Genomic DNA, 20,090 nt, shown 5'->3' on the forward strand with positions numbered 1-20,090 from the left:
GGTTTTTCAACAGGGTAGTTGCCCGATTAAATAACTCTGAAACAATGCTTTCTATTGAACAGCAGACTATATATATTTTTTTTGGTAAGAGTTAACCCTGAAAAAATTACCCGCTTTTCGGTCTAAAACAATAGAGATCACGCATGTTGACGAGGTCATTTCGCAGTATTCCAGGCATCCTTGATCAAGCCTTGCTTAAAAAGCAGCGAAGTAATCAGTAGTGCCACGGCAAAGGTTGATATAGCTGCTGTAAGCATATCATCCAGTTTTTCTGATTCCATTGCTTCGAGCCTTAACAAAACAAGAACACCCGCAATCAGCGCCAACACAAGCCAGTACTTCATGATCACGATTCTTATCCGGACATTGTGGCAACGCGGAACCTGCAGCATCGCGATAAGTACTATCAGCAAGCCTATCCCTGTGTTAAGATATTGGATAACGAACGGTATCTCAACTGATCGGCCCCGGATCGTTGTATTGCCCTGCAAGGCGGTATTTCCCTTGATAAAAAACCCTTCAAAATGAGAAAAACTGTCCCAGAAAAGATGTGAAGCCGCACCGATGGCAATCGAAATAATAATAACCAGCCAGTTTTTTTTAAATGTGGAGACCCAATCAAGATCCTTATAGCGGATATATTTCAGTTGAAGGAATCGCGGAAGATGCGTGATCAGCATCTCTCTGACCGACAGATGGTATAAAAAACTAAGCACGATGCTCACCGGGATACAGAACCAAAGTATTCCCCACCAGGTATGCGTTGCTGTTTTACCTGTTTCAGTTGAGAAAAATGCCTGGAGGTCAGGCGCCAGGCTACCAATCACCAATCCTGTTATTGAAAACCACTTTTTAGGCAGCAGATTTAACGGCAGCACAAGTGCCGGGTGGGCCAGGGTAAAGGGCATGTCGGAATTTTAGTGAATACCAAGTTAAAGAAAATCTTAATAATCAATAACCTGTTCTTCCATCTCGGGTAATACCCGCCATTCGTATTGCTGATTCCGAAGCTGAGGTACAAACCCTGCTTCAACAATAGCTTCCTGTATACTTTTCGAGGTAAAACGATGCGGGGCTCCTGCAGCGCTGACCACATTTTCTTCCAGCATTATACTTCCAAAATCGTTTGCCCCTGCCTGGAGACAGAGTTGGGCAGTCTGTTTCCCCACAGTGAGCCAGGACGCCTGGATGTTTTTCACGTTAGGCAGCATGATCCGGCTCATAGCAATCATCCTGATGTATTCTTCCTGGGTAGTAAGGTTATGTACCCCTCGTATCCTTGCCAACAATGTGTCTACATCCTGGAAGGTCCAGGGAATGAAAGCCAGGAAGCCATGGGCATCTTCCGGCTTACGGGATTGAACCTCGCGGATCTTAGCCAGGTGTTCGAATCGTTCCGTAATCGTTTCAACATGTCCGAACATCATGGTCGCAGAGCTGGTTATCCTTAGTTTATGGGCCTCATGCATGATATCCAGCCACTCCTGGGCTCCACATTTTCCTTTGGAGATCAGCCGGCGAACCCGGTCCGTCAGTATCTCGGCACCGGCCCCTGGCAGGCTATCCATTCCGGCTTTTTTCAGTGCTATCAGAACCTCCCGGTGTGTGGACTTTTCGAGTTTGGTGATGTGTGCAATCTCAGGGGGTCCGAGTGTGTGTAGTTTTATATTCGGGTAAAGGGATTTCAGCGTGCTGAACAAATCAACATAAAAAGAAAGTCCGAGATCCGGATGGTGTCCTCCCTGGAGTAACAGCTGGTCTCCACCCCAGCGGATGGTTTCTTCAATTTTCTTCTTATACGTTTCAATATCAGTAATATATGCATCCGCATGACCCGGAACCCGGTAGAAGTTGCAGAATTTACAATTTGCGAGGCAAACATTTGTTGTATTGACGTTTCGGTCGATCTGCCAGGTGACCTTACCATGGGGTACCTGTTTTTTCCGGAGCTCGTCGGCAACATACATCAGTTCAGTAAGCGGAGCGTTCTCAAATAAATAGACACCCTCTTCAACAGATAGAAAGTCAAAATCAAGGGCACGGTCATACAGTAGGTCTGCAGTCATATAAAAAGAATTGAGCAAAAATACTAAACGATTGACTGACCTTAAAGTTTAACCGGCTTTCATTGCCATAACCTCAAAATTTTACAGGAGCGGCGGGTGCGGGCGTCGAAATAAATCATAACTTATTAGCTCTTAGACTGGATAAATGTAAGAGCTTATCATGCGACTGCTTTGCCGATTGTTATTTTGCCTCCTGTTAGTTTCAGTGTCCGTTAAGGCGCAGGAAGAATTTGTGCCACCACCGGCCAAACTCATCACCAGCTTTCCTTTCCACCTGTTGACAGGTGGAATTATTACTATTAAGGTTCAGCTAGAGAAACATCCGGACACGCTCAACTTCATACTTGATACAGGTAGCGGAGGCATTTCGCTGGATTCCGCAACTGTTGATGCTTTGAAAGTTAAAACTGAACTCAGCGATCGTACAATCAGGGGAATTGCGGGCATCCGGCGGGTGCGTTTTGCCTATAACCGATCACTGAAACTACCGGGGTTAACTGTTGATAGTCTCAACTTCCACATAAACGACTATGAAATACTCTCCAGTGCTTACGGCGAAAAAATCGACGGAATCATTGGCTACAGTTTTCTTTCGCGTTATATCGTGATGGTAAATTATGACAGCCTGCGGATCTTTGTATACAGCAAAGGCCGCATGAAGTACCCTAGGGGCGGCTTTTTGATCAAACCATCCCTGATAAACATTCCCGTTTTTAATGTAAATATCAAAGATGAAAAAGAACTGAATCCGAGATTTTACTTCGACACCGGGGCAGGGATGTGCCTGCTTTTATCTTCAGATTTTGTCAGCGACAGCATTTTTATAAGCCCCAAACGGAAGTTCTATGTTACGCAGGCTGAAGGCCTGGGAGGAAAGGCGCCTATGCGACAAGGGGTGATAAAACAGGTGAAGATCGGACCTTATAAGTTCAAGAAGGTGCCAACATATATCTTTGACGATGAATACAATGTTACTTCTTACCCGTACCTCGGTGGCCTGATCGGGAATGACCTACTCAGGCGGTTCAATCTCATTATGAACTACGAACGGCGCGATCTGTACCTTATTCCAAATTCACACTTCAAGGACCCGTTTGATTATTCGTATACGGGTCTCGGCATTTACATGATTGAGGGGGAGATAGTAGTGGTGGATGTTATGCCCAATTCTCCTTCCGAAGCTGCCGGTCTCAAACCGGGCGATATCATCATGGCGGTGAGCAATAATTTCACCCGCAATATCCAGATTTATAAGAGCCTGCTCCAGACACCCGGTCAGAAAGTCAAGATCCTCGTTATGCGGGAAGGCACCCCGATGATTGTTACATTGAAGGTAAAGAGTATCGTCTGAGCCGGAAATCTTGATTTACCCCTCAACTTATCCATCAAAGTATTGTTATTTTGCTGTCCGAGAAATTAGAAGAATGTATGATAAATTTTGAAAGATTTACCCTGGGTAATGGGTTGAGAGTACTGGTGCATGAGGACCATTCCACCCCGATGGCAATTTTAAATGTTATGTATGATGTAGGGTCAAAAGATGAGGATCCTTTAAAAACAGGCTTTGCCCACCTCTTTGAACACCTGATGTTTGGCGGAAGCGTCAACATTGACGACTTCGAAACTCCCCTGCAGATGGCCGGGGGTGAAAACAATGCTTATACCAGCAATGATGTAACGAATTACTACATCCAGATACCTTCAGAAAACCTGGAAACTGCCTTCTGGCTCGAAAGCGACCGGATGTTATCACTGGCTTTCAATGAGAAAAGTCTCGATGTTCAGCGTAAAGTGGTTTCTGAAGAGTTCAAAGAACATTATATCAATAAGCCCTACGGTGATGTTTGGTTCAAGATGAGAGAAATGGCCTATGAAAAACATCCCTATAAATGGATGACCATTGGCAAAGAACTGAGTCATATCGAAGAAGCCAGCCTTCCCGATGTAAAAAACTTTTTTGCGAAACACTATAATCCCATAAACGCCATCATGGTCGTTGCAGGAAATGTTAAAACCGAAGAGGTAAAGGTTTTGGCTGAAAAGTGGTTTGGCACCATACCTCCTGGTGAAAAATATGTTCGCAACATTCCTGAAGAACCCGTTCAGAAAATGCCGAGAAGAACCGAGGTGAAGGCCGATGTACCGCTGGATGCACTCTATAAGTGCTGGCATATGGATGGCAGACTGGCCCATGGGTATTATGTGGCTGACCTTATTTCTGAAATACTTGGCGGCGGTGGATCATCACGGTTATATCAGTCTCTTGTAAAAGAGAAAAAGCTGTTTTCAAATATCGAATGTTATCACCAGGGGACTGTTGATCGTGGGTTATTAACCATAGAGGGCAAGCTGGTCAAAGGCGTTACGCTGGAAGATGCCGAGAAAGCAGTTGATGAAATACTCGATCTTTTAAAACGCGATGGCATTACCGAGAAAGAACTGACCAAGGTGAAAAACAAAACAGAATCTGCCATCACTTTTGAAGACATGAGTGTTATGGCCCGTGCAAACAGCCTGGCATTTTACGAACTCCTCGGCGATGCGTCTCTTTTTAACTCTGACAGGGAAAAATATGCTGCTGTCACCATGGATGATATTCTTGAATACAGCCGTCAGATCTTCGATGAAAAAAATTCAAATACTTTGTACTACCGTCGCGCCGGGTAAAATATTACATCAATAAATTTTTAAAAACAGCAGCCGGTTATACCGGCTCAGGATTTCTTATAATAGTAAAATATGCTGAACAGAACGGAAGCGCCATTGATTAAAGATGCCGTGGATTTCGATATCCGCCTGCCGATGAGCGATAAACATGTATTGTCGAACGGTGTGGAGGTGTATGCGATCAACATGGGAACAGAAGACGCGATGATGATAAACTGGGTGTTTTTTGCCGGGAACTGGTACGAGCCAAAGAAGCTGGTCGCTTCTGCTGCCAATCATCTCCTGAAAAATGGCACCACCAATAAGTCTGCTTTCCAGATCAACGAACATTTCGAATATTTTGGTTCATACCTTAACAGGTCCTGTTACAGCGAAACTGCAGAGTTGGTTTTGCATTGTCTCACGAAACATGTACACGAGCTGCTGCCCGTTGTTGGCGAACTGATAACCGACTCTGTTTTCTCTGAAGAAGAGCTGGCTACATTCAAGCGGAATTCAATTCAGAAGTTAACCGTTGGGTTGAAAAAATCTGAATTCGTAGCAGGGCGCCTCATAGATGCCTATATGTTTGGTGAAAATCACCCTTATGGCAAATACAGCATGCCGGCAGATTATGAAGCCTTAAATCGTGAACAGATTGTTGAATTTTATGAGCAATACTATAAAAACGGGCGTTGCGTGATATTTGTTTCAGGGAAACTTCCTGCAGATATCATTGAACAACTGGAGTCCTCTTTTGGAAAGCTGCCATTGAGATCACATCGTGCTGAACATTCCATTATTGAACATAAGCTGGAGCCGGCTACAGAAAAAAAATACCGGATCACTAATGATCCGGACGGGGTACAGGCAGCAATCAGGATCATGCGTCCCTTTCCAACCCGCCATCACCCTGATTTCCAGAAAATGAATGTTTTGAATAATCTTTTTGGTGGCTTCTTTGGTTCGAGGCTGATGACCAATATCCGGGAGGATAAGGGATATACATATGGCATTCATAGCTATTTGCTCAACTTCATTCATAACAGCGGTCTGATGATCAGTACCGAAGCCGGACGCGACGTAGCTGAAGCAACTATTGACGAAGTGTATAAAGAAATGTTTATCCTTCGGGAAGAAGAGATTGACGAGGAAGAACTGCTGATGACAAGAAACAGTATGATCGGAAGCATCCTGGGCGACCTTGATGGTCCCTTTCACGTTGCGGCCCGATGGAAAAGCATGATACTTAACAATCTTTCACCTGAATATTTTTATAATAGCATTAATGTTATCAAAACTGTTTCCGCAGAAGAATTAAAAGCCCTTGCCAATAAATATCTTCAGCCAACCGACTTTTACGAATTGGTAGTGATCTGATACTTGGTTTATATGTAACTTGTAAGGCATAAAATCATTCTCATGAAGTTCATCATGCGCATCATCGTGACTTCTATTGTTGCGTTCGGGCTATCGTATATACTTGAGGGCATTTCGATAGATACATTCTGGACCGCGATCCTGGTAGCATTTGTGCTCGCCATTCTGAATGCTTTCGTAAAACCTTTACTCATACTGTTAACTTTTCCCATAACCCTGGCTACACTTGGTCTCTTTCTGTTTGTGATAAATGCACTCATAATCCTGTTTGCTGAGTACATCATCACCGGGTTCAAGGTTGACGGCTTCTGGTGGGCACTACTCTTCAGTTTGCTTTTATCACTCGTCACATCGCTGATGTACCGGGAAGAAAAAATAAAGAAATCTCATAATTCATAGCTATGCACTTCGACCGGAAGAACCTCTCTGACGATGAACTGAAAAGTTTTTACAAGGCTCTATTGCTTCCGCGGATGATTGAAGAAAAAATGCTCTTGCTCTTAAGGCAGGGACGGATCAGTAAATGGTTCAGTGGTATTGGCCAGGAAGCAATATCTGTAGGCGCAGCACTTGCGCTGGAAAACGATGAATGGGTGATGCCGCTGCATCGCAACCTTGGCATATTCACCACGAGAGGAATGCCGTTGAATAAACTTATCAGGCAATGGCAGGGAAGCCAGGACGGTTACAGCAAGGGTCGTGAACGTAGTTTTCATTTCGGATCCGCCGCGCATCATATCTGTGGTATGATCTCACACCTCGGCCCACAACTGGCTATAGCAGATGGTGTAGCCCTTGCACACAAACTTCGCCAGGAACATAAAGTTGCCGTCGCATTTTCAGGAGAAGGTGGCACCAGTGAAGGCGATTTTCACGAAGCCCTGAACACTGCAGCGGTTTGGGAGCTGCCCGTGATCTTCATTATTGAAAACAATGGTTATGCGCTGAGTACGCCAACACGTGAGCAGTACCGTTGTGGTAGTCTTACGGAAAAGGCAAAGGGTTATGGCATGGATGCTGTGAAAATAGACGGAAATAACCTGCTTACCGTTTATGATACCATAAAAGGAGTAAGGAATTATTGTATAAAAAATCAGAAACCTTTCCTGATAGAATGCGCCACCTTCCGTATGCGTGGACATGAAGAGGCCAGTGGAGTGAAATACGTACCGGAACATCTTTTCGAGATCTGGCAGATGAAGGACCCGGTAGCAAGGTTTGAAGAATATCTTTCAGCAGAGGGCGTATTATCCCCGGAAGAAAGTGAAGCCATCCGGTCAGGTATCAAAGAACATATCGAAGAAGAAGTCAGATCAGGATTCGAGTCCCCAAAACCTCAACCTGATTCATCACTGGAACTTGGTGATGTGTATGCGCCTTCCTCAAAAAGTTTCGTCCCCGACGAAAGTAATAATTCGGTTAAGGAACACCGTGACCTTCGGTTTGTCGACGCAATAAGCGAAGGACTCAGCCAGAGCCTGGACAAACATGAAGAGATGGTGATTATGGGCCAGGACATAGCTGAATACGGGGGTGTATTTAAAATTACTGAAGGATTTGTCGAGATGTATGGTAAGAGCAGAATACGCAACACGCCGCTATGTGAAAGTGCCATTATTGGTGCTGCGCTTGGTTTAAGTTTGTCTGGCATTAAGAGTGTTGTTGAGATGCAGTTTGCCGACTTTGTAAGCGTTGGTTTCAACCAGATAGTTAATAACCTCGCTAAGATTTACTATCGCTGGGGACAAAACGCAGATGTTGTTATAAGGATGCCATGTGGCGGGGGAGTGGGAGCCGGTCCCTTTCACAGCCAGAGTAATGAAGCCTGGTTTGTACATACACCCGGATTGAAGGTTGTATATCCTTCCACTCCTTATGATGCAAAAGGACTTCTGATTGCGGCCATAAACGACCCGAACCCCGTAATGTTTTTTGAACACAAAGCATTATATCGAAGTGCGCATGGACAGGTGCCTTCTGAATACTATGAAGTTGAGATCGGAAAAGCAAGGCTTGTTGAAGAAGGCGATGACATATCGATCATTACTTACGGCGCCGGAGTTCAATGGGCAACAGAATACGCACTGGAGAATCAACATATTTCATTCGACATATTGGACCTTCGTACCTTACTTCCACTTGATTATAACGCAATCAGTTCATCAGTTGCCCGTACAGGTAAAGTAATAGTGTTGCATGAAGATACGCTCACCGGGGGGCTCGGAGGGGAGATAGCTGCCTGGATAGGTGAACATTGTTTTAACCTGCTCGATGCACCGGTGTTGAGATGCGCTTCCCTTGATACGCCCGTTCCTTTCAGTATTGAACTTGAAAACAATTTTATGGCAAAAAGCCGTCTTGCTGATTACGTGGACAGATTACTTGAATATTGAGTTTAAGAGACTAACAAACAACGGTTAAACTTCAAATATGAAGGAATCCGGGTAGCAAACAAACGGTGCTTTCATGGTAAATGTTCTCGGAATTGTACGTTAAGACGGCATCAAAAAAAATATTTCTACCCATTGTCAAAATACATCCGGGGGATGCAATCAAATACCAACATAAGTTGTGTATTTTTACAAAAAATAAAGATATATGAACCTTTTTGTAGCGGGGCTGCCTTATGATCTTGATGATGCAGAACTGATGGAAATCTTTGAGAAATTCGGCGCTGTCACCTCAGCTAAAGTTGCAATGGACAAAGAAACCGGCAAAAGCAGGGGATTTGCCTTTGTGGAAATGCCAAATGAAGCAGAAGCAAAAGATGCAATTGAAAACCTCAACGATATTTCTCTCGGAAAGAAGCCATTAGTGGTAAAGCAGGCAGAAGAAAGAAGTTCTGGCGGCGGCGGTAACCGGGGCGGTGCTCCGGGTGGAAACCGTGGCGGAGCACCTGGTGGCAATCGTGGTGGCGCTCCGGGTGGAGGATTCAACAATCGCCCCGGCAACAGGGACAACAACAGGGATCGCAATCGTTATTGATAATATAACAGGTGCCTGGATATTTGGATTGACAAAAGTTATCGACGTCTGTCGCCGGCATCTGTCAAAACAAGTATCCAGGTTTTTTATTTCTAATAACCCCTATAAAACGAACAGCATTTGTGCCTGACCGTGAGTAAACAGTTGCTTCACTACTTAAATACCATCTCTCTTGAATAGTTACCTGATTGATAGCGTGACCAGGGAAGACTATAATGAACTGATTGATGTTTGGGAAGCATCGATTAGAGCCACGCATGATTTCATCACTGAAAAGGACATCATGTTCTTCCGCGGGTTGATCCTGAACCAATATTTTGACCTGGTAAGTCTCAAGTGTGTGCGTGATAGTTCCGGAGCCATATCAGGATTCATCGGCACCACACCTGAAAAAATTGAAATGCTATTTATTCATCCCGCAGCAAGGGGAACCGGGATAGGCAGGTTCCTGCTGAATTATGCAGTGGATGAACTCGGTATACGAAAAGTAGATGTGAATGAACAAAACTCCCAGGCGGTTGGTTTCTATTACGCGATGGGCTTTTCACTTGTCAAACGTTCGCCCCTCGATGGGATGGGGAAGCCTTATCCCATACTTCATTTGCAGAAATGATACATAACTCACATCTCTTAAATAATATCTATGTCCATCTCATCACAGGTCGAACTGGCAGGCATGAAAGCTATAAGTGAAGCAGTCGCAGTCACTTTAAAAGAAATGCGCGATTATGCGAAGGTTGGTATGACCACCAAAGACCTGGATGAATTCGGCAGGACTATTCTTGAAAAGTTTGGCGCCAGGTCGGCTCCGAAACTTACATATGGATTTCCGGGATGGACCTGTATAAGCATCAACAATGAAATAGCTCATGGCATACCATCTGCAGCAACTGTCCTGAAAGAGGGCGACCTGGTTAATGTGGATGTCTCCGCTGAACTTGGTGGTTTTTGGTCAGACAACGGCGGTTCGTTTGTTCTCGGAGAAGATCTTAATAAACATGGTCTCCTGGTGGAAACATCAAAGCAAATACTTCACAAAGCGATTGCAGCGATAAAACCGGGAATGCGGATTGCGGAGCTGGGAAAACTGATACAGGGAGAAGCTGCCAGGAACGGATATAAAGTAATAAAGAACCTTGTTGGCCACGGTATAGGGCGAAGTCTTCATGAAGCTCCAAAAGAGATTCCATGTTATTATGACCGGTTAAATACAAACAGGTTTCAGAAAAATTCTGTTGTTGCTATTGAAACATTTATCTCAACGGGTTCATCCCATGCCTATGAAAAGGGTGATGGATGGACCTTTGTGACAAGGGATGGCAGTTTTGTTGCCCAACATGAACATACGCTTGTTATCAGGGACGATGGCGCGCTCGTGCTTACCAGGAGCAACGGGATTTAGAAGGATTTTTTAGCATAGGAAGGCCCGTAAAGCACCATACCGCTCCGCACACCAGTATGCCTTTCGTTGTTTACGACGAGTTGCCCATTTACAATCACGAAGCGGAACCCCGTTGAATATTGATGAGGATTCTCGTAGGTAGAACGATCAGCAACTTTCTTTTCGTCGAAAACAACAATATCAGCCATCATACCTTCCCTGATCAGGCCCCGGTCCTTTAACCCAAATTTCTGGGCAGGTAATGAGCTCATTCTCCTGATTGCTTCTTCAAGAGAAATGATTTTTTTGTCCCTTACATACATTGACAGCACCCGCGAGTTGGTGCCATAACCCCGGGGATGTGGTTTGCCCTGTCCAAACTCACGTATACTGGCATCAGAAGCAAACATATTGAAGGGGTATCTCATGATCGCTTCCACGTCCTGGTCGCTCATGCCGTGAAACACCATGCCGGCACCCCCCTGCAACATCATTTCGATGACTGTTTCCGCCTCATACTTCGCCTTATGCTTTTTGCCTTTTATGAGGTTAATGGCTTCAACAGATTTGCCATTAAGGGTTGTATCTGCCTTATGATAAGCAACCACCGCATAACTGAAGTGTTTAAGTTTTCTTTTCTCCAGGTTTTTCAGCATTTGTTTCACCACATATTTTCTTACTTCCGGTCTTTGGAGTCTTGCCTTAACTGAATCCGGGCCGTCTGCAAGTATATCATCCGGTATCATGGTACTCATGGAAGTACTACTAGCTGTATATGGGTACTGGTCTATGGTTACATCGAGACCTTCTGATCTTGCAGCGATAATCATGGGAAGGGACTGACTGGAGCGCCCCCAGTTACGTTGGCCACTTAGTTTGAAGTGAGATATTTCCACCGGTATCTGTGCTTCTCTTCCTATCGTGATAGCTTCATTGATCGCTATCAATACACTGTCGCCTTCGTCCCGCATGTGAGAAGCATATAATCCGTTATACTGTGAAGCGATTTTAGCGAGCCTTATTATTTCGTCTGTTTTTGAATAAGTACCGGGAATATAGATAAGACCTGTACTGAGACCAACGGCACCCTGCAGCATTCCATCCTGTACAAGGGCCTCCATCTTCTGCATTTCAGCTTCGCTTGGTGCCCGGTTTGCATTTCCGATCACAGCCCGTCTAACATCGTTGTGGCCCAAAAGGGTCGCAACGTTAACGGACAGGCGAAGGCTATCAATAAACCTGAGATAGTTTCCAATATCAACTTTAGAAGCTCCGCAATTGCCGGTAACAACTGAGGTAACACCATCCATAATGAAGTTATCAGCCGTTGGTGTTTTTATTTCATCACCCTCAATGTGCGTGTGTACATCAATAAAGCCGGGAGCAACGATCAAACCGGTTGCGTCAACAACTGTAGCATTACCGGGGTTGATGTTTTTTGCGATCCGCACTATCTTCCCGGCCTTGACGGCAACATCGCTGTAATACCAGGAATTTCCTGAACCGTCAATAATTTTTCCATGTTTTAAAACCAGGTCAAACGCTGTGTCCTGACCCATAGCCAGTACAGGCACTAACAAAATAAAGAGGAGGGATTTCATTGATTTCGAAATTATCCAAATTGAAGCAATTAACAATAGCAGGGCGACCGTCACACCACGATAGGTTTCCCACTACAGGTTCTGGCAGGTCAATAGCTTCCGCGCAAAAAGGTTTCGGCAGGTATAATAATTGCAGCCGCCTCTATAATAGCAATTATTATTATGGTCAAATTTTCTGATTTAAAGATGCGGAGTAAGAACATGCCGATCCTGGTAATATTGATATCTACCCTGTTCCTTTTCTCCTGTAGTGCGGAACAAAACTTAAAAAGGCGGATCACGGGCGAGTGGAATGTGGCATCATATACCGAACAAAATGTTAATGGTGACGATGGAACAGTCGATAACGTAGGTACAATGTCCTTTCGTAAGAACGGCAAAGGATTTAAAAATATCTCAGGCATCCCCTGGAGACTAACATTGAATGAGGGATCAGAGTTTCGCTGGCAGAACAGCGCCAACACTGTAACATTGTTCGACAAAAATTCAATTTTTGCCAAGTCATGGATCATTACGGTCAACAAAAAGAACAGGCAGGAATGGAAGTCCACCGACAGGGGTAATGTGCAGACCCTGCAATTGCGGAGATAGGTTCCTGCACATCAATCCTCTTTTGAACCCTTCTCGCCTACAAACCAATGTTCCTTGTTCCTGAACAGCACGTTGAAGGTTGTGAGGGACCCATATATCCGGGTGATATATTGCTGAAGATTTACCTTGTCTTCGTCCGTCAGTTTTTTGTTGGAATTGATCTGTTGTTCCAACACACGGATCCGGTCACGAACCATCACGATTTTGTGAAAAAATGCATCCACCGGGATTTCTTTCGGTTTCTGGGATTGATCCTTCGGTTGTAACAGCATGGTTCCACCGATCCAACGGTCGCCCAGCGGCACTACCTCGCTGAAGTCACCCCATAAGCGCAGGATTTTCAATAAAGATCTTTCCGTTTCAACAGCAGTTTCAATTTCAGCAGTTACATTCTCCGGGATGATTTCATCCAGGCGGTTATCGTTTTTATCGATTTCCTTTATTCCGTGATTAATGAAGGAAATGATATACACTGCGTATTTAATTCCAACAATGACGCCGGGGCCAAAATTTGTGTGCTGTAAGCGGGTACCAATTCCTAAGGTAAGTTGATCCATATTGATTGTTATCTTGATATAGTAAGTGTTATGTCAGGCCCCCCGAACGGTTGATGCGTCTACATCACGTGTCCTTTCTGAAATCGCCCATCATCCGCTTTAACCGCATAAACCTTTCATGACAGGTTTTGATATAAGCCTGAAATTCGTAATCAGTACTGAATTGAACAAATTCAACTGACGGCTTATATTTGACCATAAAGGTATCAAGGTCCTGACCCCTGAGATTTGTCAGTTTTATGACCAGCGACCGGCTGAACCGGTGATATATATAACGTTCTTCTTCTTCTCTTAACAACCGGTCCTGGAATGCAAGCATCCGCCTGTTCTTCTTGAAGTTAAACATATTGATCAGTTCGTTGATATCCAATCCAACACCTCCGGTGGAGGGATTGATCGAGGTGCCAAACGATGGTTTACGGAAATTAAATGCTTTTGCGTAATCCTCCCTGTTTTGCATAGAATCCCTTTTGTAACTCGGGGGCATCACCTGGACGGGCCGCAGGTCTGAAACATTCACGTGTAAGAGGATCTCAAAATTCGTCCGGTTTCCGATACTTTGCACCGGGTATTTCGGAGTGGGCTTGTTCAGGTATGAAAACCAGATTGAGTCGTCATCGTTCATGACGATGCTGTATTTACCTGTTGAATCGGTTATGGTCCCCCTGCCGGAAGTACTGAGAACGGTGACTGCCTCCAGCGGATTGCGACCCGTGATGTCATATACCCGTCCGGACACCCTTACCTGTTGGGCAGTAACCTGCAGGCTGAAAACAACAGATAATAAAAGCCCGAAAATAACCCGAATGGTAGACTTGCCGCAATACAAAAGCCTGGTTTGAGATGTGATATTAATATAACGCCGCCGATAAATGACGGTTCGTCCTTATTTTAACTCTTTTTTCGATCTGAAGCGCCAGGCCGATGAAGTTTTCGTTTTCAGTGAGTAGCTATTCAGTGAGTAGCTTTCGATTTTGGAGTTGCGACTCAGTTGTCCAGGAGAGGTATCCCAGTTTCAGTGACTAGTTCTCAGTGTTAAAAGAGAAGCGTCTCCGTTTCAGTGAGCAGGATCCCGGTCGTTAAAAGAGAAGCATCTCAGTTTCAATGGGTAGTTTCTCCGTTTCCGGAAAGTAGCTTTTCAACAACCCTTGGAAAATGGTAATGTTCCAGGGCATGAATCCTGTCCGCCAGCGTTTCAGCGGTATCATCCTTTCCAACAGGGCATGTTGCCTGGAAGATTATCCGGCCCTCATCATATACTTCATTTACAAAATGTATACTTATGCCACTTTCCTGATCCCCAGCAGCGATGACGGCTTCATGAACTTTGCTTCCATACATGCCTTTTCCTCCATATTTAGGTAAAAGGGCGGGGTGAATATTTACTATCTTATCCGGAAAAGCAGCAATCAGCGCAGAGGGGATTTTCCACAAAAATCCTGCGAGCACGATGAAATCAATATTTTTCGAAATGAGCTCGGGAACATAAGCGTCCCCATGGAAAAACCGCTCCCGATCAATAATAATGGCTGGAACTTCATGTTGCCGGGCTATTTCCAGGACGCCTGCTCCCGGCTTGTTACAAACGATCAGGGTGACACGGGCCAGGGAGCTGTTCAGAAAATGTTCTATTAATCTTTTTGCATTGCTCCCCGTGCCGGAAGCAAAAACAGCAATATTTTTCATCGCGCAAATCTAAATGCAAATTCCCAACTCATTTCCTCTTCTTTCCTAAGATCAGCCGCCCGAGTTTTTTCTCGTACTCCCAGAAAAAATTGAACTGTCCGAAAGGAATGCTCACCAATAAAACGATGAAAGGCCATATAGCGGTTACCAGCAAAATGTAAATCAGGACGTAAAGAACCGGGTGGCCCGGGTCAAGAAAAGGCATCAGCTTTTTTCCCAGGTATCCGGTCAGGCTTCCCCCGATTGCGAATACACAAAAGATCATCACAAAACGGATCCCGGAAACTCCCCATTTTTTCTGAAGCCTGTTGAACATTTCGCAAACCTATTTTAAAACATCGAAACAAGATAATGCCTCTCAGATACCCGAAATCTTGTCGATCCGAGGTTCATTTCACAGAGAAAATCAACTTATCAGGAAAGACGGATTGACAAAAACATGACAAATTAGCTTATACATATTAGAATTGTGCTTCACATTTTTCCCAAACCCGCGTCACGCCTGCGTCAAAAAAATATTTAACATGTTGATATAATGTTGAAATCCTGACTTATTTTTGCAGCCAATCCAGGAAATTTTTCCACATAATTTCATCATATTCAATTGATATGATTGGCCAGAGACGAAAAGCTAACAAATTATTTTTATCCTTTCTAATTATCACGGCATTCTCATTCGGTAATAAATTATCGGCACAGGACGGCAAGACTTTATTCACTACCAATTGCGCTTCCTGCCACGGAGTGTTGAAAAAAGGTTCGGGCCCTGCACTCACCGGTTTGGAAACACGCGGTCCCTGGAGCGACAGGGCCAAACTATACGAGTGGGTTCATAATCCTGCGAAGTTCATGGCGGGTGATCCTTACACGACAGGTTTAAAGGGACAGTACAACAATATTGTAATGACTGCTTTTCCAAACCTTGCTGAAAAGGATATCGATGCCATTGTTGACTATATTAATAGTGTGAAGCCGGTTGTTGATCAAGGCAAAGGTGGTGATCAAAGCACTCCAGGAAACGAGGCAACCTATGACGAAAGCGACAACGCCATTCTTTACGGCGTTCTTACCCTGATCCTCGCAGTTGTTGCGCTGATCATGTTACAGGTAAACAGCAATCTTCGGAAGCTGGCTGATGAGAAGGATGGCGTGAGAAGTCATGAACCTATTCCTTTTTACCGTAACAAGACTTATATCACACTGCTTACACTTCTTTTATTTGTAGTGGGTGGATTTTTCGTGGTGAAGGGTGCTATCAATCTCGGCCGGAATCAAAAATATCAACCGGAGCAACCTATATATTTCTCTCACAAAGTACACCCCGGTCAAAACCAGATAAGCTGTCTTTATTGTCACGGGCCGGCCTTTGAAGGCAAACAGGCTACTATTCCTTCAGTAAACGTTTGTATGAATTGTCATATGAACATTGCTGAATATGCAGGTCCGGCGCTTTACAAGGAAGATGGCAGTGAGGTGAATGGTACCGCTGAGATCCGTAAACTGTACGACTATGCTGGCTGGGATCCGGCGCAAAGCAAATATGTAAAAGAAGGCAAACCAATTCCCTGGGTTAAGATTCACTCACTTCCTGATCACGTCTATTTCAATCACTCACAACACACTAAGGTGGGCCAGGTTCAGTGTCAGACCTGCCATGGTGAAATTACTGCAATGAACGAGGTGTACCAGGCATCGGACCTGAGTATGGGTTGGTGCGTAAACTGTCACCGCGAATCAAATGTCAATTTTATTGATTCAACAGGCGATAAAGGCAATAAGTTCTACAGCATCTACGAGAAGTATCACAATGAAATCAAGTCCAAGCAAAGAGACAGTGTGACTGTAAATGAAATTGGCGGACTTGAATGTCAAAAATGTCATTATTAATAACTCTTGAAGCGTATGTCTCAGCCTGGTTAATTCAAAATATTAAGCAGGTCGGCAACACATTTCTTATTGATCACAAATTTTTCAAACTGATAATAAATGGCTAATAAAAAGTACTGGCAGAGTTTTGGGGAGCTTAACAGGTCCAAAGCGCACAAAAAACTGTCGGAGAATGAGTTTCAGGAAGATTTGCCCTTTGTTGCTGAAGATGGAACTGATCTTGGCGCTGATGGTACTTCCCGCAGGGACTTCCTGAAATACATGGGATTCACAACCGCTGCGGCCATGGCAGCAAGCTGCGAGACTCCTGTGAACAAAATGATCCCTTACCTGAACAAGCCCCAGGACCTGGTGCCGGGTATGGCCGATTTCTACGCAACTACCTATGTAAACGGTGGTGAAGCTGTTCCTATCGTTGCCAAAGTAAGAGATGGCAGACCAATCAAGATTGAAGGAAATACATTATCAACAATAACTAAGGGCAATACAACTGCCCGGGTGCAGGCATCTGTTCTGGATTTGTATGACAGCGCCAGGATCCGCTTCCCGATGCAAAAAGGAAATGCGATCAGTTACGATGACCTGGACAAAAAACTGGCCGTCGAAATGACCGGCCCGGTTGTATTACTCACCTCAACCATTACATCGCCCACTACCAAAGAAGTTATCGCCGGTTTTCTCGCAAAAGATCCTGCAAACCGTCATATACAATTTGACGCGATTTCATACAGCGGAATGCTATTGGCAAACCAGGAATCTTATGGCAGAAGAGCCATACCATCATATCATTTCGAAACAGCTAAGGTGATCGTGAGCCTTGGTGCGGATTTCCTGGGAACATGGCTCAATGCTGTAGAATATCAGAAAGCCTACACTTCCGGCAGAAAGATCAACCAGGCTAATCCCGAAATGAGCAAGCACTTCCAGTTTGAAAGTATGCTAAGCATGACGGGTGCTAATGCCGACGATAGAATAACTCACCGTCCTTCAGAATCGGGGCTGGTAGCAGCGGCTTTGTTAAGCGCTGTAAACGGCCAGGGTGCAACAGGGGTTGACGGAAAAGTGAAGGCTGGTATCGAAAAAGCAGCAAAAGAACTCGTGGCTAACCGGGGCAGGGCACTGGTAGTGAGCGGCAGTAATAATAAAGACATCCAGGTAATTGTTAATGCGATCAACGAAGCAGTTGGCGCAAACGGTACCACCATTGACTGGTCCGCTCCATTGCTTGCTTTCCAGGGCCTGGATAGTGACATGACTGCACTTGTTGCAGACATGGAAGCCGGCCGCGTTGGTAGCCTGCTTATTTATGGGGTTAACCCGGCTTATGAATACTTTGATGCCGAAAGGTTCAAGAAGGCTTTGGCCCGGGTAAAAACGACTGTATCATTCAATGACAGGAACGACGAAACAACTGAATTATGTAAATATGTGCTTCCGGCGCCTCATTTTCTGGAGAGCTGGGGTGATGTGGAGATCAAAACCGGCTATTTCAGCATGTTACAGCCTACGATCTATCCACTTTTCCAAACACGTCCGTTCCAGGATTCACTGTTGAAATGGAGCGGCGCAACCGGTAATTATGAAGCTTTCTTCAGAAATTTCTGGTTAACCCGTCTCGGCACACCGGATCTTTTCAACAAGGCTTTACAGGAAGGCGTAGTTGAACCAGCAGCGCCGGCGGTCTCAACGGCAACATTCAATGGTGGCAACACAGCAGCAGCCATATCCGCGGTAGCTGGTTTAAAGAAGACTGGTAAGTACGAAGTAGTCGTTTACCAGAAGGTCTCTCTTGGAGATGGCAGGCAGGGAAACAACCCATGGCTACAGGAACTTCCTGATCCAATCACAAAAGCGACCTGGGATAACTATGCAATCGTATCCCCGCAGTTTGGTAAAGAAGTGCTCGGCATAGACCTGAATAACCAGGGTGAGGCAGATGATTATGAGGTATTCATGAGGAAGCCCGTAATTAAGTTAAAGGTCGGAGCAAAAGAAATGAATATACCGGTGTTGATTATTCCAGGTACCCAGGCTAATACCATTGCGGTTGCGGTTGGTTATGGAAGACACAGTGCTAATAAAGATAATTCCAAGATAAACCTGGGACGTGCGATCGCGGGCATCGGCCAGAATGCATATCCTTTACTTGCGTTCAACGGAACAACAGTAAGCTGGACACCAGGCGAGGCTACTGCTGAATACCTCAAATCGGAAGAGCACGAAGTAGCCCAAACCCAGACCCACAGTACATACGAAGGTCGCCATGAGGTGATCAAGGAGTTCACGCTTGCTGATCTCAGGAAAAATCCTGATATGGTTCGCGAAGAACGTAATGTGGAACTGAAAGCCTACGGCGGCATTGAAAAATTTGAGGAGCAGGGAACACTTTATCCAGTCTATGACAGGCCGGGAATAAAGTGGGGAATGGCAATCGATCTTAACAGCTGTTTTGGTTGCGGCGCTTGTGTAGTTGCATGTAACGCGGAAAACAACGTTCCGGTTGTCGGCAAAAGCGAAGTGTTACGCTTTCATGAAATGCATTGGTTAAGGATTGATAGATATTATTCTGCTGCTAATAATAATGTTGAAGATGCAGATGGTATCCAGGTGATATTCCAGCCAATGCTTTGTCAGCATTGCGATAACGCACCCTGCGAAAACGTTTGCCCGGTTGCTGCTACCAGTCACAGCAGTGAAGGAATCAATATGATGATCTATAACCGTTGCATCGGTACCAGGTATTGCGGTAATAACTGTCCTTATAAGGTTCGCCGGTTTAACTGGGCGGATTATACCGGGGCTGACAGTTTCCCTGACAACCAGCTAAAAGAGGGAGTCGGTAAACTTGACGACGCCGTATTTGCAATGAATGATGACCTCACCCGTATGGTACTCAATCCTGATGTAACCGTTCGCAGCCGTGGTGTTATCGAAAAATGTTCTTTCTGTGTGCAAAGAACCCAGGAAGGAAAACTCAGGGCAAAAAGAGAAAACCGCACGCTTAATGATTCTGATGTAAAAACCGCTTGTCAGCAAGCTTGTGCCGGTGACTCTATCGTATTCGGTGATGCAAATAATCCTGAATCTGAAGTCAGTCGCGTAAGAAGGGAAAACAGCAACAGGCAGTTCTATTCTCTGGAGCAGATTCACACTTTACCAAACGTGAGTTACCTGGCGAAAATCAGGAACACTGAACATATCAGTGCACATGCTGAAGCTGGTGAACATTTACCGGGCCCAGCTGCAACCGGTGCAGGGCATGAGGCAGGAGAGGGTCAACATTGAGAAAATATAAATTGTATATCAACGA

The 20,090-nt window shown here is 44.9% G+C and carries 18 protein-coding genes; 11 read left to right on the forward strand and 7 right to left on the reverse strand.

Annotation, left to right across the window (positions count from 1 at the left end; genetic code table 11):
- Positions 1-155 precede the first annotated feature (155 nt).
- Both ACX0G7_RS02915 and mqnC read right to left on the reverse strand, forming a co-directional pair.
- On the reverse strand, positions 156-908 hold the full coding sequence (locus tag ACX0G7_RS02915; protein WP_458921918.1) for a DUF4184 family protein: 753 nt from the start codon (positions 906-908) through the stop codon (positions 156-158).
- Positions 909-944: 36 nt separating this feature from the next.
- Positions 945-2,066 (reverse strand): cyclic dehypoxanthinyl futalosine synthase, encoded by a 1,122-nt coding sequence (mqnC, locus tag ACX0G7_RS02920; protein WP_458921919.1) that lies wholly within the window; start codon positions 2,064-2,066, stop codon positions 945-947.
- Between the two features lie 160 nt (positions 2,067-2,226).
- Here mqnC and ACX0G7_RS02925 point away from each other — a divergent pair, with 160 nt between their 5' ends.
- The 8 genes from ACX0G7_RS02925 to map all read left to right on the forward strand — a co-directional run bounded on the left by ACX0G7_RS02925 (position 2,227) and on the right by map (position 10,479).
- Positions 2,227-3,417: an aspartyl protease family protein gene (locus tag ACX0G7_RS02925; RefSeq protein WP_458921920.1), complete on the forward strand. Its 1,191-nt coding sequence runs from the start codon at positions 2,227-2,229 to the stop codon at positions 3,415-3,417.
- Positions 3,418-3,494: 77 nt separating this feature from the next.
- Positions 3,495-4,733 (forward strand): M16 family metallopeptidase, encoded by a 1,239-nt coding sequence (locus ACX0G7_RS02930; RefSeq protein ID WP_458921921.1) that lies wholly within the window; start codon positions 3,495-3,497, stop codon positions 4,731-4,733.
- 72 nt (positions 4,734-4,805) lie between these two features.
- Positions 4,806-6,092, forward strand: coding sequence for a M16 family metallopeptidase (locus ACX0G7_RS02935; RefSeq protein ID WP_458921922.1), 1,287 nt, complete (start codon positions 4,806-4,808; stop codon positions 6,090-6,092).
- 42 nt (positions 6,093-6,134) lie between these two features.
- Positions 6,135-6,491, forward strand: a complete 357-nt coding sequence (locus tag ACX0G7_RS02940; RefSeq protein ID WP_458921923.1) for a phage holin family protein — start codon at positions 6,135-6,137, stop codon at positions 6,489-6,491.
- A 2-nt stretch (positions 6,492-6,493) separates the two neighbouring features.
- Positions 6,494-8,485 carry an alpha-ketoacid dehydrogenase subunit alpha/beta gene (locus ACX0G7_RS02945; protein ID WP_458921924.1) on the forward strand — a complete coding sequence of 664 codons (1,992 nt, stop codon included), beginning with the start codon at positions 6,494-6,496 and terminating at the stop codon, positions 8,483-8,485.
- Between the two features lie 205 nt (positions 8,486-8,690).
- Entirely contained in the window at positions 8,691-9,077 is a 387-nt protein-coding gene (locus tag ACX0G7_RS02950) for an RNA recognition motif domain-containing protein (RefSeq protein ID WP_458921925.1), read from the forward strand.
- A gap of 172 nt (positions 9,078-9,249) precedes the next feature.
- Complete coding sequence (locus tag ACX0G7_RS02955; protein ID WP_458921926.1) at positions 9,250-9,690, forward strand: GNAT family N-acetyltransferase; 441 nt, start codon at positions 9,250-9,252, stop codon at positions 9,688-9,690.
- A gap of 30 nt (positions 9,691-9,720) precedes the next feature.
- A complete protein-coding gene (gene map / locus ACX0G7_RS02960; RefSeq protein ID WP_458921927.1) occupies positions 9,721-10,479 on the forward strand; it encodes a type I methionyl aminopeptidase in 759 nt (252 codons plus the stop codon).
- On the opposite strand, the gene ACX0G7_RS02965 is transcribed toward map, so the two are convergent.
- Complete coding sequence (locus ACX0G7_RS02965) at positions 10,476-12,059, reverse strand: N-acyl-D-amino-acid deacylase family protein (protein ID WP_458921928.1); 1,584 nt, start codon at positions 12,057-12,059, stop codon at positions 10,476-10,478. The two genes, map and ACX0G7_RS02965, sit on opposite strands and share 4 nt — an antisense overlap.
- A 186-nt stretch (positions 12,060-12,245) precedes the next feature.
- Here ACX0G7_RS02965 and ACX0G7_RS02970 point away from each other — a divergent pair, with 186 nt between their 5' ends.
- Positions 12,246-12,650: a hypothetical protein gene (locus ACX0G7_RS02970; protein WP_458921929.1), complete on the forward strand. Its 405-nt coding sequence runs from the start codon at positions 12,246-12,248 to the stop codon at positions 12,648-12,650.
- Between the two features lie 11 nt (positions 12,651-12,661).
- Here the strand turns inward: ACX0G7_RS02970 and ACX0G7_RS02975 are convergent, their stop codons facing one another.
- The 4 genes from ACX0G7_RS02975 to ACX0G7_RS02990 all read right to left on the reverse strand — a co-directional run bounded on the left by ACX0G7_RS02975 (position 12,662) and on the right by ACX0G7_RS02990 (position 15,209).
- Positions 12,662-13,207 (reverse strand): hypothetical protein, encoded by a 546-nt coding sequence (locus tag ACX0G7_RS02975; RefSeq protein ID WP_458921930.1) that lies wholly within the window; start codon positions 13,205-13,207, stop codon positions 12,662-12,664.
- 64 nt (positions 13,208-13,271) lie between these two features.
- Positions 13,272-14,036, reverse strand: coding sequence for a peptidase associated/transthyretin-like domain-containing protein (locus tag ACX0G7_RS02980; protein WP_458921931.1), 765 nt, complete (start codon positions 14,034-14,036; stop codon positions 13,272-13,274).
- A 272-nt stretch (positions 14,037-14,308) separates the two neighbouring features.
- The gene (gene purN, locus ACX0G7_RS02985; protein ID WP_458921932.1) at positions 14,309-14,893 is read right to left on the reverse strand and encodes a phosphoribosylglycinamide formyltransferase; all 585 of its coding nucleotides are present in this window, start codon (positions 14,891-14,893) and stop codon (positions 14,309-14,311) included.
- A 28-nt stretch (positions 14,894-14,921) separates the two neighbouring features.
- Positions 14,922-15,209, reverse strand: a complete 288-nt coding sequence (locus tag ACX0G7_RS02990) for a DUF6787 family protein (protein ID WP_458921933.1) — start codon at positions 15,207-15,209, stop codon at positions 14,922-14,924.
- Between the two features lie 293 nt (positions 15,210-15,502).
- On the opposite strand from ACX0G7_RS02990, the gene ACX0G7_RS02995 reads away from it, so the two are divergent.
- On the forward strand, positions 15,503-16,780 hold the full coding sequence (locus ACX0G7_RS02995) for a c-type cytochrome (protein ID WP_458921934.1): 1,278 nt from the start codon (positions 15,503-15,505) through the stop codon (positions 16,778-16,780).
- Positions 16,781-16,879: 99 nt separating this feature from the next.
- Positions 16,880-20,065: a TAT-variant-translocated molybdopterin oxidoreductase gene (locus ACX0G7_RS03000; protein ID WP_458921935.1), complete on the forward strand. Its 3,186-nt coding sequence runs from the start codon at positions 16,880-16,882 to the stop codon at positions 20,063-20,065.
- Positions 20,066-20,090 lie beyond the last annotated feature (25 nt).

The sequence above is a fragment of the Flavitalea antarctica genome, from assembly GCF_054461535.1.

Excerpts from the sequence above, each read along its gene's own strand:
- ACX0G7_RS02925 (WP_458921920.1), top strand. The coding sequence starts at position 2,227 with ATGCGACTGCTTTGCCGATTGTTATTTTGCCTCCTGTTAGTTTCAGTG.
- ACX0G7_RS02935 (WP_458921922.1), top strand. The coding sequence starts at position 4,806 with ATGCTGAACAGAACGGAAGCGCCATTGATTAAAGATGCCGTGGATTTC.
- ACX0G7_RS02970 (WP_458921929.1), top strand. The coding sequence starts at position 12,246 with ATGCGGAGTAAGAACATGCCGATCCTGGTAATATTGATATCTACCCTG.
- ACX0G7_RS02965 (WP_458921928.1), bottom strand. The coding sequence starts at position 12,059 with ATGAAATCCCTCCTCTTTATTTTGTTAGTGCCTGTACTGGCTATGGGT.
- mqnC (WP_458921919.1), bottom strand. The coding sequence starts at position 2,066 with ATGACTGCAGACCTACTGTATGACCGTGCCCTTGATTTTGACTTTCTA.
- ACX0G7_RS02915 (WP_458921918.1), bottom strand. The coding sequence starts at position 908 with ATGCCCTTTACCCTGGCCCACCCGGCACTTGTGCTGCCGTTAAATCTG.
- ACX0G7_RS02945 (WP_458921924.1), top strand. The coding sequence starts at position 6,494 with ATGCACTTCGACCGGAAGAACCTCTCTGACGATGAACTGAAAAGTTTT.
- ACX0G7_RS02930 (WP_458921921.1), top strand. The coding sequence starts at position 3,495 with ATGATAAATTTTGAAAGATTTACCCTGGGTAATGGGTTGAGAGTACTG.
- ACX0G7_RS02975 (WP_458921930.1), bottom strand. The coding sequence starts at position 13,207 with ATGGATCAACTTACCTTAGGAATTGGTACCCGCTTACAGCACACAAAT.
- ACX0G7_RS02995 (WP_458921934.1), top strand. The coding sequence starts at position 15,503 with ATGATTGGCCAGAGACGAAAAGCTAACAAATTATTTTTATCCTTTCTA.
- ACX0G7_RS02990 (WP_458921933.1), bottom strand. The coding sequence starts at position 15,209 with ATGTTCAACAGGCTTCAGAAAAAATGGGGAGTTTCCGGGATCCGTTTT.
- ACX0G7_RS02950 (WP_458921925.1), top strand. The coding sequence starts at position 8,691 with ATGAACCTTTTTGTAGCGGGGCTGCCTTATGATCTTGATGATGCAGAA.
- ACX0G7_RS02940 (WP_458921923.1), top strand. The coding sequence starts at position 6,135 with ATGAAGTTCATCATGCGCATCATCGTGACTTCTATTGTTGCGTTCGGG.
- purN (WP_458921932.1), bottom strand. The coding sequence starts at position 14,893 with ATGAAAAATATTGCTGTTTTTGCTTCCGGCACGGGGAGCAATGCAAAA.
- ACX0G7_RS03000 (WP_458921935.1), top strand. The coding sequence starts at position 16,880 with ATGGCTAATAAAAAGTACTGGCAGAGTTTTGGGGAGCTTAACAGGTCC.
- map (WP_458921927.1), top strand. The coding sequence starts at position 9,721 with ATGTCCATCTCATCACAGGTCGAACTGGCAGGCATGAAAGCTATAAGT.